The organism is Arthrobacter sp. zg-Y40, assembly GCF_020731535.1.
In the GTDB taxonomy this organism is placed as follows: domain Bacteria; phylum Actinomycetota; class Actinomycetes; order Actinomycetales; family Micrococcaceae; genus Arthrobacter_B.
The window spans coordinates 142,195-162,142 of the sequence record NZ_JAJFZS010000008.1 but is presented as its reverse complement, the minus strand read 5'-3'; the positions used below and the strand labels follow the sequence as shown (position 1 = coordinate 162,142).

General features: G+C 65.4%; 16 protein-coding genes. 6 read left to right on the top strand and 10 right to left on the bottom strand.

Going from position 1 to position 19,948, the window contains the following annotated elements; translation table 11 throughout:
* Window positions 1–103 precede the first annotated feature (103 nt).
* Window positions 104–1,441, top strand: a complete 1,338-nt coding sequence (locus LJ754_RS08145) for an APC family permease (RefSeq protein ID WP_227926205.1) — start codon at window positions 104–106, stop codon at window positions 1,439–1,441.
* Here LJ754_RS08145 and LJ754_RS08140 read toward each other — a convergent pair.
* A complete protein-coding gene (locus LJ754_RS08140; RefSeq protein ID WP_227926204.1) occupies window positions 1,438–1,989 on the bottom strand; it encodes an NUDIX hydrolase in 552 nt (183 codons plus the stop codon). The genes LJ754_RS08145 and LJ754_RS08140 overlap by 4 nt on opposite strands.
* A gap of 138 nt (window positions 1,990–2,127) precedes the next feature.
* Here LJ754_RS08140 and LJ754_RS08135 point away from each other — a divergent pair, with 138 nt between their 5' ends.
* From LJ754_RS08135 to LJ754_RS08125, 3 genes are all read left to right on the top strand, one after another.
* On the top strand, window positions 2,128–2,439 hold the full coding sequence (locus LJ754_RS08135) for a hypothetical protein (protein WP_227926203.1): 312 nt from the start codon (window positions 2,128–2,130) through the stop codon (window positions 2,437–2,439).
* Window positions 2,440–2,570: 131 nt separating this feature from the next.
* Window positions 2,571–3,074: a GNAT family N-acetyltransferase gene (locus LJ754_RS08130; RefSeq protein ID WP_227926202.1), complete on the top strand. Its 504-nt coding sequence runs from the start codon at window positions 2,571–2,573 to the stop codon at window positions 3,072–3,074.
* Between the two features lie 86 nt (window positions 3,075–3,160).
* The gene (locus tag LJ754_RS08125; protein WP_227926201.1) at window positions 3,161–4,015 is read left to right on the top strand and encodes an RCC1 domain-containing protein; all 855 of its coding nucleotides are present in this window, start codon (window positions 3,161–3,163) and stop codon (window positions 4,013–4,015) included.
* Window positions 4,016–4,634: 619 nt separating this feature from the next.
* On the opposite strand, the gene LJ754_RS08120 is transcribed toward LJ754_RS08125, so the two are convergent.
* The 3 genes from LJ754_RS08120 to LJ754_RS08110 all read right to left on the bottom strand — a co-directional run bounded on the left by LJ754_RS08120 (window position 4,635) and on the right by LJ754_RS08110 (window position 8,132).
* Window positions 4,635–5,027, bottom strand: coding sequence for a nucleoside 2-deoxyribosyltransferase (locus tag LJ754_RS08120; RefSeq protein ID WP_227926200.1), 393 nt, complete (start codon window positions 5,025–5,027; stop codon window positions 4,635–4,637).
* Between the two features lie 225 nt (window positions 5,028–5,252).
* Window positions 5,253–6,482, bottom strand: coding sequence for an HNH endonuclease (locus tag LJ754_RS08115; RefSeq protein WP_227926199.1), 1,230 nt, complete (start codon window positions 6,480–6,482; stop codon window positions 5,253–5,255).
* Between the two features lie 393 nt (window positions 6,483–6,875).
* A complete protein-coding gene (locus LJ754_RS08110) occupies window positions 6,876–8,132 on the bottom strand; it encodes a CapA family protein (protein WP_227926198.1) in 1,257 nt (418 codons plus the stop codon).
* Window positions 8,133–8,248: 116 nt separating this feature from the next.
* On the opposite strand from LJ754_RS08110, the gene LJ754_RS08105 reads away from it, so the two are divergent.
* Window positions 8,249–10,273, top strand: a complete 2,025-nt coding sequence (locus LJ754_RS08105; protein WP_227926197.1) for a M3 family metallopeptidase — start codon at window positions 8,249–8,251, stop codon at window positions 10,271–10,273.
* Between the two features lie 74 nt (window positions 10,274–10,347).
* Here LJ754_RS08105 and pgsA read toward each other — a convergent pair whose 3' ends face one another.
* The 5 genes from pgsA to LJ754_RS08080 all read right to left on the bottom strand — a co-directional run bounded on the left by pgsA (window position 10,348) and on the right by LJ754_RS08080 (window position 17,418).
* A complete protein-coding gene (gene pgsA, locus LJ754_RS08100) occupies window positions 10,348–10,968 on the bottom strand; it encodes a phosphatidylinositol phosphate synthase (protein WP_227911524.1) in 621 nt (206 codons plus the stop codon).
* A 3-nt stretch (window positions 10,969–10,971) separates the two neighbouring features.
* Window positions 10,972–11,553 carry an HIT family protein gene (locus tag LJ754_RS08095; RefSeq protein WP_227926196.1) on the bottom strand — a complete coding sequence of 194 codons (582 nt, stop codon included), beginning with the start codon at window positions 11,551–11,553 and terminating at the stop codon, window positions 10,972–10,974.
* 15 nt (window positions 11,554–11,568) lie between these two features.
* Window positions 11,569–13,575 carry a threonine--tRNA ligase gene (gene thrS, locus LJ754_RS08090; RefSeq protein ID WP_442860132.1) on the bottom strand — a complete coding sequence of 669 codons (2,007 nt, stop codon included), beginning with the start codon at window positions 13,573–13,575 and terminating at the stop codon, window positions 11,569–11,571.
* Window positions 13,576–13,659: 84 nt separating this feature from the next.
* Window positions 13,660–17,088: a DNA polymerase III subunit alpha gene (locus tag LJ754_RS08085; protein ID WP_227926195.1), complete on the bottom strand. Its 3,429-nt coding sequence runs from the start codon at window positions 17,086–17,088 to the stop codon at window positions 13,660–13,662.
* A gap of 18 nt (window positions 17,089–17,106) precedes the next feature.
* On the bottom strand, window positions 17,107–17,418 hold the full coding sequence (locus tag LJ754_RS08080; RefSeq protein ID WP_227911528.1) for a DUF6504 family protein: 312 nt from the start codon (window positions 17,416–17,418) through the stop codon (window positions 17,107–17,109).
* 338 nt (window positions 17,419–17,756) lie between these two features.
* Here LJ754_RS08080 and LJ754_RS08075 point away from each other — a divergent pair, with 338 nt between their 5' ends.
* Complete coding sequence (locus tag LJ754_RS08075; protein WP_227926194.1) at window positions 17,757–18,341, top strand: hypothetical protein; 585 nt, start codon at window positions 17,757–17,759, stop codon at window positions 18,339–18,341.
* Here LJ754_RS08075 and LJ754_RS08070 read toward each other — a convergent pair.
* Window positions 18,338–19,945, bottom strand: coding sequence for an MDR family MFS transporter (locus LJ754_RS08070; protein ID WP_227926193.1), 1,608 nt, complete (start codon window positions 19,943–19,945; stop codon window positions 18,338–18,340). The two genes, LJ754_RS08075 and LJ754_RS08070, sit on opposite strands and share 4 nt — an antisense overlap.
* Window positions 19,946–19,948: the final 3 nt, after the last annotated feature.

Sequence of the window (19,948 nt, the reverse complement as noted above, 5' to 3'; positions counted from 1 at the left end):
CGCTTCCCGAGTTCCAGCCCAAGGGAAGTGCTTCGTTAATTCAGGTGTTGAAGATTCCATCCAAGTAGTTGCGCTGGGACGGCAAACACCATCCAATAGTCCAATGACGGACGATACCGGCACAGCCACATCAAAACCACAAACCGGACTGAAGCGGGCAATCGGTGCACCGCTGCTGTTCGCGTTTATCGTGGGCGACACCCTCGGCGCCGGCATCTACACTCTCGTGGGGACCATGGCCTCCGACGTCGGCGGCGCGATCTGGATACCCCTGCTGATCGCCTTGGTGGTCGCGCTGCTCACTGCCGCAACCTACGCGGAACTGATCACCAAGTACCCGCACGCCGGCGGAGCCGCGCGCTACGCCGACCGGGCTTTTGGCATCCCCTACGTGTCATTCCTGGTCGGCTTCCTGATGATGGCTTCCGGAATCACCACGGCCGCTGCCCTCGCGAACGCCTTCGCGGGCGATTACCTCACCGCGCTCATCGACGTGCCGGCAGCGCCCGCAGCGGTGGTGTTCATCATCCTGCTGACTTTGATCAATCTTCGCGGCGTCAAAGAGTCCCTCACCGCGAACCTCGTAGCCTCCGTCATCGAGGTATCCGGCCTCGTCATCGTCATCGTCGTCTGCGCCATCGTTTTCGGCTCCGGCAACGGGGAACCATCCCGGCTCCTGGAATTCGCGCCGGACGTCCCTCCCCTCCAGGGCGCCTTCGCCGCATCCATCGTCGCCTTTTTCTCCTTCCTCGGCTTTGAGGCGGCGGCAAACATGGCCGAGGAAGTACGTAACCCCTCCAAGGCCTACCCCCGCGCATTGTTCGGCGCCATCTGCACCGCCGGGGTGGTGTATCTCCTGATCGCTCTCGGCGCCGTCATTGTTATGGACCCGACGGACCTGGCCGATTCCACCGGACCCCTTCTCGCCGTCGTCGCCGCCAGCGGCGTCGCAATCCCGCCCGGACTCTTCAGCATCATCGCGCTGATCGCCATCGCCAATGGCGCACTGCTGTTTATGGTTATGGCCAGCCGCGTCGGCTACGGATTGGCCGAAGCAGAACTGCTCCCTCGTGCCTTCAGCCGCGTGCTGCCGGGCCGCCGCACCCCGTGGGTCTCCATTGTGGTCGTGGCCGGACTAACGATTGTCCTGACCCTCACCGGAAATGTCGCCTCGTTGGCCGAAACCACCGTGCTGCTGCTGCTCCTGGTGTTCCTGTCTGCCAACGTCAGCGTCCTCGTCCTCAAAAAGGACAAAGTGGACCATGACCACTTCAGCGCCCCACGGTTCATGCCGGTCCTCGCGATCATTGCGAGCATCGCACTCCTCACCCAACAAAGCGGGACCATCTGGCTCAGTGCCGCCGTCTACGTAGCGATCGGGTCCTTGTTGTTCCTCGCGGCCCGGGCCCGACGCAAGCACGAGGAGCGATTGAGCGCTTAGCTGACCTGGGCCCCCGGCAAAGACCTAGCCGTATCCCGCACGAGTTCCAGGCGCGCGCTGAATCCTTCCGGTACTTGGGCCGGTAATTCGTTGACCGGGAACCAGCGGACGTCCTCGCTCTCTTCACTCACAGAAGTCACCGCTTCCGGGCTCACCACCGCGGCAAACCCCACATCCCAATGAGCCGAACAAGAGAAACCCCCCTGCAGATCGTGGCGGTCAAGATCCATGATCTCCCGGGCAAGCAGTAGAAGACCGCTGATTCCAGACTCCTCGCGGGCCTCCCGTTGCGCCGCGTCCGCAACCGATGCATCCTCCGGTTCGATGTGACCGCCGAACTGCACCCAGAACTGCCCCTTGCGATGAAAACACAGGAGAACGTGATCGAATGCGGGGGAAAACACGAAACATGACCCCGTGACATGCTCCGGGCCGCCGTCCCTGCGCAGTGAGGCATCCCCTGCCATGTTCAGGAACCCGAGATACCCATCTCTCCGTTGTGATGCGGGAAGTGCTTGGAGGCTGGTACGCAGATCATCAAGGGGCATACCCACATTTTGCCGGATTCCTCACGGCTACCTGTTCCATGTAGGTGGGTCTCCGTCCGGCACGGCATTGATACCGCCGCAGCCTGCGCCCATACTCAGTCCCAAACATGTGGGAAAACCGTCCAACCAAGGAGTGAGATGTCGGGTACAGCACTGGCCAGGTCAACGATGAGGTTTGGAACCAGGTTCGGTATCGCTGCCGTCGTCCTGATAGTTCTTGGTCCATTCATCAACAGGAACTTCGGCGTCGGAGACGCCGCGAACCTCTTGCTTCCCTCCATCGTGGAATCAGCGCCCGCTGCAGTGCTGGGATCGCTGATGTACCTAGTCTTGCTGGGGCTGTGCGTGCTGTTCGGGGCCGCGCTGATCACCGCGTCCCTGGTTATCCGCCATGCGGAAATGAGCGATGAATCTGCACCAATCGAGGAATCCGACTCCCACGCGTTCTGATTCCCGCGTTTCCCGTCTCCCGTCCTATCTGTCGGCCCGCGCCTGAATGCTCAATGTCGTCCAGGTCCGACGGCCGTGAGTATTACTGTGGACTGATGTTTAGGACGCATCAGCTTAGTGAAGATGTCAGCATGCGCGTTTTACGCCTGACGGATGCGAAAGCACTTACCGCAGCGTACGTGCGCAACCGGGACTACCTTTCACACTGGGAACCGGTTCGCCCCGAGGACTACTACACCGAGGTTTGGCAGGCCGATGACATATCCGGTCGCCTGGCTGCGAATGAAGCCGGCGCGCAGTATCCCTTTGGCCTGTTTGCCGGCGACACCGTCGTGGGCAGATTCAACCTCGCAGGAATCGTGCGTGGACCCTTCCAGAGTGCCGGTCTTGGCTACTGGGTGGACGGCACATACGCCGGCCGAGGACTGGCATCGGCTGCCGTCCAGGTGATCGTCGAAACGGCCCGCGACGAACTCGGGCTGCACCGCATCGAAGCGAGCACTCTTCTGCACAACACTGGCTCGCAGCGGGTGCTGCTGAAAGCGGGATTCCAGCAAATCGGAATGGCGCCGCGATACCTGCAGATTGCCGGAAAATGGCAAGACCACAATCTCTACCAGGTACTCCTGCATTAGGCCCCTTGCCCGCTCATGGGTGTCCTCGGGAGGGCAAACGGCGCCTGAAACGGCGCCTGCAGTCTCTGCCAGATAGGGTGCACCCTGTGAACACGTTTATTCCTAAGGTTGGGGTTATCGCCGCAGGGCGGCGCCATTCATTCGGCGTGAATTTCCACGGCTCAGTGGTGTCCGCGGGAATTCCTCATGCCGAGGAGTGCCGCGTCGGCAAGTGGACCGACGTCGGTTCAGTTGCCGCCGGAAACGTCCACACCGCTTCCAATACCGGTAGGTCCCACACCGTGGGACTGCGCGCGAACGGCACTGTGATCGCCACCGGATGGAACAATGACGGACAGTGCGATGTTGGTGGTTGGGCGGGTGTCGTCGGCATAGCGGCCGGTTGGCGACGCACGCTTGCAGTCTTTGCGGACGGTACAGCACAGGCTGCGGGCCGTCGGGGCGAGGGAGCGTGCGATGTTGACGGTTGGAATGAGATTGTCGCGGTCGCTGCCGGGGATTGGCACTCTGTAGGGCTCAGGGCCGACGGCACGGTCACAGCGGTGGGAAATAACCGCAGGGGACAGTGCGACGTCGCCGAGTGGCGCAATCTGCGCGCGATCGCCGCGGGTTATTTGCATACCGTCGCCGTCGACGCAGACGGGCGTGTGCTCGCCGCTGGCGAGCGGGTGTCCGGGGTCCAGGACGTTTCTGCCTGGCGCGACGTCGTCGCTGTGTCAGCGGGCAGCCGGCACACAGTGGGCCTTACGGCCGGTGGGCGCGTTCTTGCCGCTGGAGACAACAGCCGGGGGCAGTGCAATACGGCATCATGGCGTGACGCGGTTGCCGTTGCGGCCGGCTCAACGCACACCCTCGCCCTGCGTGCTGACGGATCCGTAGTAGCTGCCGGCAACAATGATGACGGTCAGTGCAATACAGCTGGTTGGATGCTCACGCTTTGAACGCTGCCGGAAGTAGCCGGGTTACCTCGTTGTTAAGTACTCCTCAACAATCGGCCACCAATGCTGGTGCGCCAGCTCGATCCGCGCTCGGCCAGCTCCATACCATTCGCCGTCTATGACGGGCTGAGCGGTATCAGTGACCAGAAACACCGGGACATGAGCCCAGGGGGCCGGGTATCCATAGGTTTCGTCAGGTGCGGGGACGACATTCCGGATAAAGCCGATACAACGAGTGGCAATTTCCGTCGTCCCGAAAATGTCCTGCAAGAGTCGTTTAAGCCCCTGGGACACGGACTCATGATCAAGACCGGAATACAAATAGCGAGTCGGGATATTCGGTCCCTTAGCTGTCGAGACGCAAAAAAATTCAGATGCGCCGTCTTGGTTGCGCCGCACTAGCAGCAACCGAATGACGATCACCGAATCGTCGCTCCGGCAGTCGCCACCGACCCAAACTTCCGCAGAACTGCCAGGCGGCAACCACGCAGCCTCTCGCGTGCTCCCGATTAACCGTGCGCCAGTCATGCCGTTCATGGTACGAGGAATGGTTGCTGGGGCGGACCTACCCGGCGCTGGCGTGGCGGGGTGCGTGGCATGCAGCTGGAGGCTCGGCCGGGCGTCAGACCGCGGCGACGGTCACTTCTTGACCAATGATCATGGTTATGAGGTCGTCTAGGGTTCCGTGGCTCTTCTCCAACTCGGGCAGGTGGTAGAACGTGCTGGTGATATCAAGGTTGTTCATGACCTCGGTCGGCGAATGCAGGATGGTCCGTTTGCCTTGAGCGATCGCGATGCCAAGCTCAACATGCGTGCCCTTCCCGCCTGGAAGCAGGATTACAACCACGTCGGCACCTATCACCGCATCCCGCTCACGCTGCCCGATGGAGCGCAGATCGGCGAGGGTGACTGTACCCGCGTCGCGCGCCGAGGCGTCCCGGGTCCAGTCGTACGTGTTGACGTAGCCGCTGCTTTCCAAGGCGTGCGCGACGTAGCGGACATTGACGATGTTCATAAAGCTGGACGCAACATAGAACCTTTTCACAACCACACCCCCTCAAGTTCGTTCGGCCCTTAGCCGGATGAGCAACTCCAAGAGTCCCTGTTCGGCTGCCGTGCGAGTTGTTCGAAGACTGAAAGTACCAGTTCAATCGAGGCTTAAGCTGCAGGTGCTGCAGCTTAAGCCGTCGCCCCCCTCATGGTGTCCGTCTCACCCGGGCAGCGGAGGCGCCGTGGAACGCTAACGGTGCCGGGTGGGGGTGGTGATCTCGACGGTGTGCCGTGGTGGGGAAGCCGTAGCCGGCAGACCGGCGCCGTGCTTTATCACCACCGATTTCCATCCCGGTGCCTCCTTCGCCTGGTTGCAGGACTCGCACAGACCCTGCAAGTTGCCGGCATCGGTGCTTCCTCCGGCACGATGAGGCTGAATGTGGTCGCGGTGGCGGATGGGTGCGCCGCACCACGGGGTGCGGCAGAACTGGTCCCGGGTTTCGATGAACCGGGCCAGGGATTCCGGGGCACAGCGCGCTTTGGAATCCATCCCGATCAAGTCACCTGTTGCCGGAGCCGTATACAGCCGCCGGAGCCAAAGCCCCGGTGATTGTTCCCCGCCGTCGGAGCGGCCCCGGGCAGACAATTCGCCGCCCTGCCGGGCCTGGCCGGTTGCTGCTGCAGCGGCCGTGCCAACGGCATGACGCGCCCACATGGCAGGAACGATCCCGTATCCGTCCAGGTGCGCCGGCTCAGCGGATCCGCTCAGCAGCGTGCGGTCGGTCATCACCAGTTGGACCTCCAGCGGCACGCGATCAGCCCGTGAGAGGCCGGTAATGCGTTCCACCATGGTGTCAGCCATGATCTGTCCCCGGCCTCTCGTGTCGCCGTGTGCCCGCAGCGAGTCCGCTTCCCGGCTCAGTGCTGCATACACGGCTACCCCTTGCGCGACCGGCAGCAGACCGGTCACGTACGTCATGGTGTCCGGCGCCGGACGGCAGGAAACATACCGGTCGGCCTCCGCCTTCGCTGCCCGGCGGACGATGGCCTGCTGGTCGATGTGGTAGGTCAGTTTCCGGATCCGGGCGATCAGCCGGCGGTCACCCAGACCCTCCAACTCGGCAGGGTCCCCCGCGATGTCCTTATCCACCAGCCGCCGGTCCTCCACGGACAGGCAGGCGGTCTCCCGCACCAGCAGGGTGGCCCGCCACTCGCTGATCCGGCCTTCGGACAGAGCCTGCAGGGTGCAGGGCATTTCCTCAATCAAAGCGTTGGCGAAGCCCAGGATCCGCCCGCCCCGGGCCGGTGATTCCCTGCGGGCCAGCGCGATCTGGGCACCCACTCCCCTGCCTTGCTGCTTGCGGGGGATCCCGGCCCGCGCATGCGCCCGGCGGATTGATCCGTCAAGCGCGACGGCGACCCTCGCCTGGGCAGCGCTGGCGGCCGCTTTTAGTTCCTCCAGAACGCGAAGCTGATCCACTAGGCCGGCATCTGCCTCACCGCCTACCGCAGACAAAGAGGCGGGGCTAGACAACCTGCGGATCCAGCCGGAAACGGTCTCTACGGCTCCCACCCCGGATATCGCCCCGGAAACCGGGATGGGAGCCGCATTGGGCCGGTCCACCGTGGCCGGTACCTCAGCAGCCGCCCCTCGAGGGGTCAATAATTCGAACATGTGTTCGAGTTTATGGAGCGGGCGAGGCGTTCCAAACCGGATACTTTTTCTTGTTCACAACGCCGCAGACGCACTGTCCTGTGGAGGTAGAGACCCTCCGAGCCTCCCGCGCTCCCCCGCTCCAGCCTCCCCGCGTGCCTCCCAGCCTTCCCGCGTACCTCCCGTCCGCCCCGTCCGCCCCGCCCCGCGCTTCCCCCGCTACTTTCCCGAGCCCTCCCGCGACAGCAGCCACTCGTGCGCCCCGGCGCCGGCCGCCCCCAGGGACTCGACCACCGAAACAGTCCGCGCCCGGACGGCTTCGCGCTGCCCGGCCGGCGCGCACTCCCCCTGCGGCAGGTCCGCAGCCACTGAGCACCAGCGATACGGGTCCCGGACAATGACCGACGGCGCCCAGGCCAGATCACTCACGGACCACGCGCCGTCGTCGTCGCGGGCGAACTGGGCCCGCACTATCAGGCCCTCGTTGTTCACGTCGTACCATGGCGAAAGTTCCGTGACGGCGTTGCCCAGGCCGTAGGCAATCCAGGTGCCGTTGTAGTTTTCGATGGGCAGCACGGAGTGGGTGTGGTGGCCGTAAACGAAGTCGAACTCCCCGCTGTCCGCGAGGGCATGGGCGGTTTCCACCTGCTCGCTGTTGGGCGCGGACGCGTATTCCTCACCGGCATGGATGGCGCCCACGACGACGTCGGCCCCCTGGGCGCGTGCCTGCCGTGCCTTGGCGATCATCGCCTCGGCATCGAGCAGATCCACCTGCCACGGATACTCAGCTGCCAGCCCGTTCAACCCGTACGTCGCCTCGATGACCGCCACCTTGCCGGCCGGAGCGGACAGGATCATCGGCCGGCCCGCCTCTTCCTGCGAAGCGTAGGACCCGGTGTGCGCCAAGCCGAGCGAATCCAGCACCCCCAGCGTGCGGTTCAGCCCCGCCGTGCCCGCATCAACTGTGTGGTTGCTGGCCGTCGTGCAGGCCCGATAGCCGACAGCGGCCGCTGCAGTGAGGATCTGCGGGGGCACGTTGAACATCGGATAACCGGAATACGGGCCGCCGGGTTCGGCCACGGGCGTTTCCATGTGGCAGACGGCCAGGTCCGCTGCGGCAATGTAGTCCACCTGCCCCGCCAGCAGCGGTTCGAAGTCCAGCGGGCCCTTCCCGGTGGCGGCGGCGTCGGCCGCGGCCTGGTCCCACAGCTGCGGATGGACCAGCAGGTCCCCGGCCAGCATCAGCGAGAAGCAGTCCGCGGCCGGGCACGCGGGCCCTTTGCCGGGGATGGCGGGAGCAGCGGTTGCCGCGGGCGACGACGACGCCGGCACCACACGCTCCCCCTCGCCGTCATCCCCGTCCTCCGCGGCCATACAGCCGCCCAGCACCAGGGCAACCAGCAGCATTCCCGCCGTCGCCGCCGCAACCCGGCTCGAACCAAGGCCAGAGCTCCCCACACGTGCGTTGCGTTTCATGAATCCCCCAGGGAATATGCCCCCAGGCCTGCGACTGCGGGCAGCGGGGAATCGGCCCGATCTTACGGGAGGGTCACATTGGTTTGGAATAGGCCGGTGTGCCAGTCTTGGGCCTTATGGACACCCCTTTCCTCACTCCCAGCACCCTCCCGTATCAGCTGCCCCCGTTCGCGCAGATTTCCGAGGACACCTTCCTGCCCGCCTTTGAGGCCGGAATCGCCGAACATGCCGCGCAGATCGAGGCCATTGCGGGCAACCCGGCGGCCTCCGATTTCGCCAACACCATCGCCGCGCTGGAAGCTTCCGGGCAGCAGCTCGGGCGCACCGCCGTCGTCTTCTTCACCCTGTGCGCCGCCCACGCCACCGAGGGCGTGCAGCGGATCCAGCAGGAAATCGGACCCCGGCTGGCCGCCCACGAGGATGCCATCTACCTGAACCGGCAGCTTTTTGAACGGGTAGAGGCCGTCGCCGGACAGGTCGACGGGCTGCACGCCGAACAGTCGCGGCTGGTCTCCGAATACCGTCGCCACTTCATCCGTGCCGGGGCGCAGCTCGACGACGCCGGGCAGGCGCGCATGCGGGAACTGAATGCGCGGCTTTCCGAACTGGGGACGGAGTTTTCCCAGCGGCTGCTGAAGGACACCAACGATTCTGCCCTGGTAGTGGACACCGCTGCCGAGCTGGCCGGGCTCTCCGACGACGACATAGCTGCAGCGGCCTCGGCAGCCAACGAGGCAGGGCATGAGGGCAAGTACCTGCTCTCCCTGGTGCTGCCCACGCCGCAGCCCGCCCTGTCCTCGCTGACCAACCGGGAGACCCGCCGCCGCCTGCACGAAGCCTCCCTGCGGCGCGGCTTCCGCGACAATGACCGCAACACCCTGTCCGTCGCGGCCGAAATGGCTGCGCTCCGGGCGGAGAAGGCAGCCCTGCTCGGTTTCGCGAACCACGCGGAGTACGCCACCGACAACCAGACGGCCCCGTCCCTGGACGCCATCCACGAGATGCTGGACAAGCTGGCGCCGGCCGCGGTGCGCAATGCCCGTGCCGAAGCCGAGCTGCTGCGCGAAGCGGCACGCCGCGACGGCCATGAGCTGGCGGCCTGGGACTGGGCCTTCTACTCGGAGCAGGTCCGCAGGGAGAAGTTCGACGTCGACCTTGCCGCCCTGCGCCCGTATTTCGAACTTGAGCGTGTGCTGCACGACGGCGTTTTTCATGCCGCCAACCGCCTGTACGGGCTGACTTTCACGGAACGCAAGGATCTGGCCGGCTACCACCCCGATGTCCGGGTATGGGAAGTCCATAACGCTGACGGCACCGGGCTGGGCCTGTTCCTGGGCGACTACTACACCCGCGATACCAAAAACGGCGGGGCCTGGATGAATTCCCTGGTGCACCAGTCGCGGCTGCTGGAGGAACCGCCGGTGGTCATCAACAACCTGAACATCTCCAAGCCGGCCGCGGGCGAACCCACCCTGCTGACCTTCGACCAGGTGGTGACCGCGTTCCACGAATTCGGCCACGCACTGCACGGACTGTTCTCCGACGTGACCTATCCGCAGTTCTCCGGCACGGCGGTGCCGCGGGACTTTGTCGAGTACCCCTCCCAGGTGAACGAGATGTGGATGCTGTGGCCGGAAGTGGTGGCCAACTTCGCCCGGCACCACGTCACCGGTGAGCCGCTGCCGCAGGACGTCATCGACAAGGTCCTTGCCGCCTCGACCTGGGGCGAGGGATTCTCCACCACCGAATACCTCGGTGCCACGCTGCTGGACCTGGCCTGGCATGAACTGGCGCCCGGCGAAACCGTGGAAGACCCCGAAGCCTTCGAGGCACGTGCCCTGGCCGCCGCGGGAGTGGACCTGGATCTGGTGCCCCCGCGCTACCGCACCGGCTACTTCAAGCACATCTTCGCCGGCGGCTACGCGGCGGCGTATTACGCCTACATTTGGAGTGAAGTGCTCGACGCCGACACGGTGGAGTGGTTCAAGGAGAACGGCGGCCTGACCCGGGAAAACGGGGACCGGTTCCGGACCGAGCTGCTCTCGCGCGGCAACAGCATCGATCCGCTGCAGGCTTTCCGGAACTTCCGCGGCCGTGACGCGGAAATCCAGCCGCTGCTGGACCGCCGCGGACTGGCCTAGGAGTTCCAAGGGCCGGCAGACGCAAAGGGCGGAACCGGTTCACCGGTTCCGCCCTTTGAACATCTGCAGCCCGGTTAGGCCGCCGGGTTGTTCGTCCGTGCCTGCTTGGCGACGGCGTGCATCCGCTGGCCGATGGTCACGCAGCTGGCCAGGGTCAGCAGGACCAGCACCACCAGCAGCAGCACCTCGGGGACGCCCAGGCCCACGAGCCCGGTGGCCACCAGCAGGGAGACCAGCCGTTCGGCCCGCTCGGCAATACCCACGTTGGCGTTGAAGCCCAGGGACTCTGCCTTGGCCCGGATGTAGGAGACGAGCATTCCCGCGACCAGGCACAGGACCGCCATGATACCGATGGCGTCGTTGCCGCCGCCGGTGAAGAACCAGATGGCCACGCCGGCAAACAACGCACCGTCGGCGAAGCGGTCCAGTGTGGAGTCCAGGAACCCGCCCCAGCTGCCCTTGCGGTCCAGCTGCCGGGCCATGATGCCGTCGATGACGTCGGAGAAGATGAACGCCGTAATGAAGATGGTGCCCCAGAAGAGTTCACCGAGCGGGTAGAAGACCAGGCCGCCGATCATCACGCCGAGCGTCCCGGCAATGGTGACCATGTCCGGGGTGACCCGGTGGCGGAGCAGCCAGGTGGCCATCGGGGTGAAAACAGCAGTGAAGAATCCCCGTGCGTATTTGTTGAGCACGCGTCAGTCCTCGCTGTCCCGGCCGGAGCCGTCTGCGGGCCAGGCGTCGGCTACCTGCCGGCGCACCTCGCCCAGGGTCTGGGTGATGGCCTTGGTTTGCGCGATGATCGGCAGGAAGTTTCCGTCCCCGCCCCACCGCGGCACAATGTGCTGGTGCAGGTGCGCGGCAATGCCGGCGCCGCCGGTCTCGCCCTGGTTCATGCCCAGGTTGAAGCCGGAGGGGCCGGACACCTTCCGCAGCACGCGCATGGCGGTCTGCGTCAGGGCCGCAATTTCCGCCGTTTCCTCCGGGTCAATGTCCGTGTAGTCCGGCACGTGCCGGTACGGGCAGACCAGCAGGTGGCCGGCGTTGTACGGGAAGAGGTTCAGGATGACGAAGGCATGCTTCCCGCGGTGCACAATCAGCGATTCTTCGTCCGTCCGCCCCGGTGCGGCGCAGAAGGGGCAGGACTCTTCTGAGGAGACCTGCTTCTGTCCGCCCTTGATGTAGGCGAGGCGGTGCGGGGTCCAGAGCCGCTGGAACGCGTCGGGAACGCCGGCGAGTTCAAACGTGTCCGTTATTTCCGTGTCGTCTGTTTCTGCCATGGTGTTCCCGCCGCCCTACTTGTCGTGGTTCCGGACGGCTTCGACAATGCGCTTGACGGCCTCTTCAACGGGCACGCCGTTGTCCTGGCTGCCGTCACGGAAGCGGAAGGACACGGCGCCGGCCTCGGCGTCGTCGCCGCCGGCAATCAGGACAAACGGGATCTTGTCCTTGGAGGCCGTGCGGATCTTCTTCGGGAAGCGGTCGGTGCCGGTGTCCACCTGGGCACGGATGCCGTGGGCCTTGAGCTTGTCGACGACGTCGAACATGTAGTCGTTGAACGCTTCGGCAACGGGGATGCCAACCACCTGGACCGGAGACAGCCAGGCCGGGAACGCACCGGCGTAGTGCTCGGTCAGCAGGCCCATAAAGCGTTCCACGGAGCCGAACAGGGCACGGTGGATCATGACCGGACGCTGGCGGCTGCCGTCGGCGGCCTGGTATTCGAGCTCGAAGCGCTCGGGCAGGTTGAAGTCCAGCTGGATGGTGGACATCTGCCAGGTGCGGCCAATGGCGTCGCGGGCCTGCACGGAAATCTTCGGGCCGTAGAACGCTGCTCCGCCCGGATCCGGCACCAGGTCCAGTCCGGAGGCTTCGGCTACCTCGGCGAGGGTGCGGGTGGCTTCTTCCCACACCTCATCTGAACCTACGTATTTCTCGGGGTCCTTGGTGGAGAGCTCCAGGTAGAAGTCGTCCAGGCCGTAGTCCCGAAGCAGGTCCAGCACGAACTTCAGCGTGCTGGTCAGTTCGTCCTTCATCTGCTCGCGGGTGCAGTAGATGTGGGCGTCGTCCTGGGTCATGCCGCGCACGCGCGTCAGGCCGTGAATGACGCCGGACTTCTCGTAGCGGTACACGGAGCCGAATTCGAACAGCCGCAGCGGCAGTTCACGGTAGGACCGTCCGCGGGAGCGGAAGATCAGGTTGTGCATGGGGCAGTTCATCGGCTTCAGGTAGTAGTCCTGGCCGGGCTTGGTGACCTCGCCGGTCTCCGGGTCGGTGACCTCGTCCACGTGCATGGGAGGGAACATTCCGTCCCGGTACCAGTCCAGGTGGCCGGAGACCTCATAGAGGTGGCCCTTGGTGATATGCGGGGTGTAGACGAACTCGTAGCCGGCCTCGGTGTGGCGCTGGCGGGAGTAGTCCTCCATGGCCTTGCGGATGATGCCGCCCTTGGGGTGGAACACCGGCAGGCCGGAGCCCAGCTCATCCGGGAAGGAGAACAGGTCCAGTTCGGTGCCCAGCTTGCGGTGGTCGCGGCGCTCGGCCTCGGCCAGGCGTTCCTGGTAGGCCTTCAGGGCGTCCTTGGTGGGCCAGGCGGTGCCGTAGATGCGCTGCAGCTGCTGGTTCTTCTGGTTGCCCAGCCAGTAGGCGGCGGCGGAGCGGGTCAGCGCAAAGGCGTTGGAGATGAGCTTCGTGTTGGGCAGGTGCGGGCCGCGGCACAGATCACACCAGACGGTCTCGCCGGACTTGCGGTCCACGTTGTCGTAAATGGTGATCTCGCCGGCGCCCACCTCGATGTTCGCGCCCTCGCCTGCTTCCTCGGCGCCGTCCTTCTTGCCGAGCAGCTCCAGCTTGTACGGCTCGTTGGCCATCGCTTCGCGGGCTTCGTCTTCGCTGACCACGCGGCGCACGAATTTTTGGTTCGAGTTGATGATCTTCTGCATCATCTTCTCGAGCGTCTTCAGGTCTTCGGGGGTGAACGGCTCGGCGACGTCGAAGTCGAAGTAGAAGCCGTCCTTGATGTACGGGCCAATGCCCAGCTTGGCGTCCGGGCGCAGCTGCTGCACGGCCTGGGCCATCACGTGGGCGGTGGAGTGGCGCAGGACGTTCAGTCCGTCTTCGGACTCGATGGTGGCTGATTCCACCACGTCGCCCTGTTCCAGCGGGGTGTCCAGGTCCTTGAGGACCGAGTTCACGCGCATAACGACGACGTCGCGGCGTTCGAAGAAGAGCTGCGCACCGGTGGTGCCAGTATCCACCGTGGTCTCTTCGCCGTCGACGATGAGGGTGAACTTCTCTGGCACTGACACGTTGTCTCCTAGATTTGTTTGTACGGGGTCTGCGGCACGGCCTGGACTCGGCCGGCTCCTTCTACGCCCGTACCGATGTTATCCGCTGCGCTTGTGCCCCACCAACATGCCGCGCTGGGGAACCGGCAGCGGAAGCGAGCCTGTGTCCGCCAGATTCCATGCTTCCAGCGCCTGCAGGCTGATGCCGCGGGCACCCGTGCGGCGGGTCAGGCCGCGGATCAGCAGCAGTTCCGTGCCGAACAGCAGCGGGCCGGCTTTCTCCTGGGCTTCGTGGAAGAACGTGCAGTCAACGCACCCGGTGCCGTCGTCAATGCTGATGAAGACCACACGGCGGCCCCCGCGCATGGGCGGGGTTTGCGTGGCCACCCGGATCCCGGCCACCAGCACCTCGGTGCCGTTGCGCAGGTCCATCAGAGCCTCTGCCTGTGTGACTCCCAGCCGCTTCAGCAGCGGGCCGTAGCTTTCCATCAGGTGCGCACTGACGTCCACGGACAGCAGGTCCAGTTCGGTGCGGACCTTCTCACGCAGCCCCGGTTCGGGCAGCTGGTGGCGCAGGTTCTTCAGCTCGGTGTCCCCCAGCGGCAGGGCCAGCTGCCCGGGAATCGGATCATGCTTGCGGGAGGCGGACTTGGCCGGGGCGGCGTCCAGGTACTGGATCAGGTCCGCCCGGCTGCCGGCCGAGCCGGTCTGCCTGCTGAGCGAATCAAAGGCGCCGAGCTGGGCCAGCCGGCGCAGCGTGGGCCGGGAGACCCGCGCCCGGGCCCGCAGGTCCGCCAGGGAATCATAGGGCTGCCCGGCGGCAATGCGCCGAAGCTCAACGGCGGAGAGCCCGTAGATCCCGGCCAGGGACAGCCGGATGCCCAGCTTTCCCTCTTCGGTCCGCTCCACCCGGTACTGCTCCCCGCTCCAGTTGATGTCCAGGGGCAGGATGGGGATGCCCATCCGCCGGGCTTCAGCCACCAGCAGCCGGCGGGGATACATACCGGGATCATGCTCGAAGATCCCGGCCAGGAAGGCCGCCGGATGGTGCGCCTTCAGCCAGGCCGACTGGTAGGTGGGCACGGCGAAGGCCGCCCCGTGGGCCTTGCAGAAACCGAAGCTGCCAAAAGCCTTGAGCGTGTCCCAGACCTTGTCGATGGTCTCCTGCGTGTAGCCGCGTGCCGCGGACTTGCTGCGGAAGTACTCTTCCACCCCCGGTTCTGCCGCTTCATTGCCCAGCAGCCGGCGCAGCTCATCTGCCTTGGCCAGGCCGCAGCCGGTAAAGACGTTCAGGGTGCGCAGCACCTGTTCGTGGAAAACGGTGACCCCGTGGGTTTCCGCCAGTACCGGCCGCAGCGCCTCGTGCGGGTACACCTCCGGGGAAAAGCCGTGCCGGTGTTCCAGGAACGGGCGGACCATGTCGGATTTCATGGGACCGGGGCGGAACAGGGAGATATCGATAATCAGGTCATTGAACTCCCGCGGAGCGAGTTTGCCCACCAGTTCGCGCTGGCCCGGGGATTCAATCTGGAAGCAGCCCAGGGTGTGGGTGCTGCGGATCAGCTCGTAGGTTGGTTCGTCGTCGAACGGCACGGCGTCCAGGTTGATTCGGCCGCTGGGTTCGATGAACTCCGGATCCGGGGCATCCGGTGCCTCCCGGTGACCGCCGGCGGCAATCACTTCCTCACGCGAGGAATGCACGCGCACCACCTCGCGCACGGCAAAGGCCATGGCGCTTTGCATCCGCACACCCAGCACGTCCAGCTTGAGCATGCCCATGGGGTCCATGTCGTGCTTGTCGAACTGGGACATGGGCAAGCCCAGTCCGCTGGGCTGCACCGGGGTGCGGTCCAGCAGGGACTTGTCCCCCAGGATCACCCCGCACGGATGCATGGAGATGTGCCGGGGCAGGCGGTCCAGCCGTTCGGTGAGATCTACCAGCAGGTCCAACTGCTTGTTGTTTTCCACCTGGCCGGAGATTTCGCGCAGTTCCGGTTTTTCGGCGAGCGCCTCACGGAAGTTGCGCGCCGAGAAGCGCCACAGCTGCTTGGCCACGGCTCCGATGTCGGCTTCATCCATACCCAGGGCCAGTCCGGCGTCGCGCACCGCTCCGCGGGCCCGGTAACCGTTCTGCATGCTCATCAGCGTGACCCGTTCGGAGCCGAAGCGTTCGAAGATGCGGTGGTACACATTGTGCCGCTCGGCGCTTTCGACGTCGATGTCGATGTCCGGCAGCGTGGAGCGGTCCCGGGAGAGGAAGCGTTCAAAGATCAGGTCGTGGTCCAGCGGGTTGACGTGACTGACTCCCAGCAGATAGTTCACCAGCGAGGAGGCGCCCGAGCCGCGGGCCGCGGCGCGTACCCCCATTCCCGTGATCATGGCCGAAACTTCGGCGACCGTGAGGAAGTATGAGGCGAAGCCGAGCCGTTCAATGATGCCCAGTTCGTGTTCGAGCCGGTTGCGCATCTGGACCTCGGCGATGGAGTCCTGCACGCGCAGCCGGCGGGTGATCCCCGCTTCGCAGCGTTGGCGCAGTTCCGTCATGGGTTCGGCGTTGATGCCGATCACCGACGCTTCCGGAACCACTGGCTGTTTCCAGCCCATGTCGGCCACCGGGTCAATCCGGCAGTCATCGGCGAGCGCCGCAGTGTCAGCCAGCATCCGTGCCGCTCCCCCGGAGCCGTAGCCCGCTTCCGAGCTGATCTCCCGGGCAAGTGCCGTCATCTGGCGTGTGCCCTTGAGCCAGCCCTGCCCGTTGGGCTGCAGGTCAGGGAGCCGGGACAGCGAGGTCAGCGAGCGCGCGGCGTCGAGCACGTCAGCGGTGGCGGCGCCGTCCTCATCCACGTACCGCACGGCGTTGGTGAGGATGGCGGGTACGCGCATCTCATCGGCCAGCCGGAACATCCGCACCGCGTGGGCGAGGCTGAGGTTCTCCCCCGGCGGGGCCAGGTGCGTCACCACCTCGACGGCGAGCGCCCCCGCAGGGATCAGCGAGCGCCAGCGGGCGAAGAGGGTACGCGCCACGGCATAGCTGCGGCTGCGCATGGCAACGCCGACGTCGGACTGCGGGCCTACCAGCACAGTCAGCACCGGCTGCCCGGCCTCCCCTATGGGAGTTCCGTCTTCTGCCAGTGTTCCCCGGGCATGGGCGGCCAGTTGCTCCATGGTGACGCCTACGGGTTTGCCGGTGCGTGCCCGGGAAGCCGAGGTGCCGGCGTGGGCTGCGGAGATCAGCCGGCACAGGGCACGGTAGCCGGCGCCGCCGTTGGATCCGCGGGCCAGGAGAACCACCCGGCCCGTGACGGTGTGGTGTTCGTCCAGGACGGCGAGGTCCACTCCCACAATGGGGTCGATTCCTGCCTCCATGCAGGCGCGCAGATGCTTGACGGTGCCGTACAACCCGTCCCTGTCGGTGCAGGCGAGGGCATCGGCGCCGTCGGCAGCAGCGGCAGCGGCCATCTCCTCGGGCCAGGACACTCCGTAGTGGGCGCTGAAGGCAGTGGCTGCGTGCAGGTGGATAAAGCTCATGGGGTTGGTGCTGTCCCCTCAGGCACTGGGTCTCAGTGCGTCATGGATCCGTATCAGGCGCCAGCGGTCGGTGTTCACGTGGTGCGAGAGGTCCAGGGTGCGCAGCTCGGAGTGTTCACTGACACGGGCCTGAACCCGCCAGATCTCGGTATCCACCAGTCCGGCGCCGTGGCCGCGTTCGGCCCGGGTTTCCTCTTCCCACCAGTTGCGGCGTTCATACCAGCGCACCGGATCAGCGCCCACCTTGTAGGTGTGCCCGCCCCACACCAGCCGCAGGGGCTTGCCCGCGGGCGAGCACACCACCTCTATTGCTTCGCTGAAGACACCCATTCAGCTTCCCTCCCCGCCCGGCACGTGCATACCGCACGCCGCCATCCCCGCTGGTTTTTACTGGCTGCACTGGTTGCCGGCGGCAGTTTCCCTGTTGGTTTCCTTGGTGGTTTCCCTGTTGGTTAACAGCCGGCAACTAATTCGAACATATATTCGAACAGCGTCATCTTCAGTGTACGACCAGCGGCGGACAATAGGCACCACGAGGTGCCGGATCCGGTATTTTGGTCCCCGCTAACAGACCGTTCATCCACACCCGGGCAAGGGGTTACGGGCTAAACACGCCCGCCTGGTGCACACTGGTTCCAGATTCCCGTCCCCAACCGATGGAGCCAACCATGGACCCTGCCACGCACACCGGCATGCCGCCCGCCGGACAGCCTCCCCTCCATGACCCGCAGGCCTCCCAGCAACAGACGCAGCAACAGGCGCAGCAGCAACCCGGTCCGCCGCCGGGGTACGCCGGGGCCTACCAGAACCCGTATAACGGTGCCCCAATGCAGGGAAACCCGTACCCCGGGGCGTCCATGGCTGGAAACCCGTACCCGGGGGCACCAACGGCTGGAAACCCGTACCAGCAATTCCCCCAAGCACCCCGGGAGCGCTTCGGCGGCGGGGCAATCGCCGGCATCGTCATCGTTACCCTCGGCTGGGCCCTGGCCTTGATGCCCCTCATTGTCTGGGCCGGCAGTATGGGCGACTACGCCTATGGTTCCGGCTGGGGCGGCCTTGTTGACCTCATTGCCATCCTCGGCATCCTCACCCTGGTCGCATCCGTAGGCGGTTTTATTGCAGCGCTCCAGAACGGCAGAAAGAAGCTCGCGGCACGGCTGTACATCATTCCCTCCCTGGTGTGGCAGGGCGCCGTGCTGGCACTGATCCTGTGGCTCTTGTACATGCTGTTCACTTACGGCATTTCCTAGGCCTCTTCCTTCGCCTCCACCCGCACTGTTGTGGACAGCGGAATCTCCTTGATGAACAGGCACAGCACCAGGGCTGCCGCCACAATGGGCACGCTCAGCAGGAAGATGGGCGGCAGCGCGTGCCCAAACGCGGCGGCGATAAAGTCCTGCGCCGGTGCGGGCAGGCTGCGCAGCATGGCCGGGCTGAGCGAGTTGATGTCTCCGCCCGCGGCGGCCCCTGCCCCGGGCGGCGCCGCCGCCATTTCGTTGCCCAGCCGGTGGATGAAGATGGAGCCAAACAGTGCAATGCCGAACGAGGCACCGATCTGCCGGAAATAGTTCGCCCCGGAGATCGCTGCCCCCATGTCCCTGCCCGGCACGCTGTTCTGCACAATCAGCACCAGGTTCTGCATCAGCATCCCGATCCCCATGCCCATCACCAGCATCCCCAGGGCCGTGAACCCGTACGGCGTCGTATCCGAGATCCGGGACAGCAGGACCAGTCCGGCAATGATCACGGCACAGCCGGCCACCGGATAGACCTTGTACCGTCCCGTGCGCGAGATCAGCTGGCCGGTGCCGATGGAGGTGAGCAGCAGCCCGCCCATCATGGGCAGCATCATCAGGCCCGACTGGGTGGCGGTGGCGCGGTTGACCATCTGCAGGAAGGTCGGGAGGTAGGAAATGGTGGAAAACATCGCGATCCCGACGGAGATGCCCACCAGCACGGGGAGCAGGAAATTCCGGTTGCGGAACAGCCCAAGCGGAAGGATGGGTTCGGGGGCGCGGCGCTCCACCGGGATGAACGCCCCGGCCGCGGCCAGGGTCACGGCTGCCAGGGCAAGGATCTGCGGGCTGGACCAGGCATATGTGGTCCCGGCCCAGGTGGTCAGCATGATCAGGGCAGCGCTGGCCAGTGCCAGCAGTCCCGCGCCGGCATAGTCCAGCTTCGGACGCCTGCCCTCGGGTTTGGGCAGGTGCAGTGAGGCGATCACGACGGCGAGCGCCAGCGCCCCGATGGGCAGGTTGATGTAGAACACCCACCGCCAGGACCAGGCATCGGTGATCCAGCCGCCCAGCAGCGGGCCACCCACGGAGGCCAGCCCGAACGCCGCCCCAATCAAGCCCATGTACTTGCCGCGTTCCCGGGGCGAGACCAGATCCCCCAGGATGGCCTGCGCCCCGATCATCAGCCCGCCGCCGCCGATACCCTGCAGGGCACGGAAAGCGATCAGCTGGCCCATGTTCTGGGACAGCCCGGACAAGACCGAACCGGCCAGGAAAACCGCTATGGCGAAAATGAAGATGCTTTTGCGCCCGAACAGGTCTCCGAGCTTCCCGTAGATCGGCAGGCCGATGGTGGCGGCAAGGATGTACGCGGTCACCACCCAGGACAGATGTTCCAGCCCGTTGAGGTCGCCCACAATGGTTGGCAGCGCAGTAGCCACAATGGTCTGGTCCAGCGCGGCCAGCAGCACCGAGAGCAGCAGGCCCGTGAGGACCAGGCCGAGGTTCCGTCCGGGCTCCACCTCCTCCTGGACGGCCTGCCCGCGGTGCCTGGGCACTGCGGGCACAGGACGGGGCGGTACTGCCGCGATCCGCGGCGTGAGGGCTCTGTGGGACATAGG

Coding starts and splice junctions, on each gene's coding strand:
- LJ754_RS08140 (WP_227926204.1), bottom strand. CDS start 1,989: ATGCCCCTTGATGATCTGCGTACCAGCCTCCAAGCACTTCCCGCATCA.
- LJ754_RS08120 (WP_227926200.1), bottom strand. CDS start 5,027: ATGAACATCGTCAATGTCCGCTACGTCGCGCACGCCTTGGAAAGCAGC.
- LJ754_RS08080 (WP_227911528.1), bottom strand. CDS start 17,418: ATGGGTGTCTTCAGCGAAGCAATAGAGGTGGTGTGCTCGCCCGCGGGC.
- LJ754_RS08110 (WP_227926198.1), bottom strand. CDS start 8,132: ATGAAACGCAACGCACGTGTGGGGAGCTCTGGCCTTGGTTCGAGCCGG.
- LJ754_RS08130 (WP_227926202.1), top strand. CDS start 2,571: ATGCGCGTTTTACGCCTGACGGATGCGAAAGCACTTACCGCAGCGTAC.
- LJ754_RS08085 (WP_227926195.1), bottom strand. CDS start 17,088: ATGAGCTTTATCCACCTGCACGCAGCCACTGCCTTCAGCGCCCACTAC.
- LJ754_RS08070 (WP_227926193.1), bottom strand. CDS start 19,945: ATGTCCCACAGAGCCCTCACGCCGCGGATCGCGGCAGTACCGCCCCGT.
- LJ754_RS08075 (WP_227926194.1), top strand. CDS start 17,757: ATGGACCCTGCCACGCACACCGGCATGCCGCCCGCCGGACAGCCTCCC.
- LJ754_RS08145 (WP_227926205.1), top strand. CDS start 104: ATGACGGACGATACCGGCACAGCCACATCAAAACCACAAACCGGACTG.
- LJ754_RS08135 (WP_227926203.1), top strand. CDS start 2,128: ATGTCGGGTACAGCACTGGCCAGGTCAACGATGAGGTTTGGAACCAGG.
- LJ754_RS08105 (WP_227926197.1), top strand. CDS start 8,249: ATGGACACCCCTTTCCTCACTCCCAGCACCCTCCCGTATCAGCTGCCC.
- LJ754_RS08095 (WP_227926196.1), bottom strand. CDS start 11,553: ATGGCAGAAACAGACGACACGGAAATAACGGACACGTTTGAACTCGCC.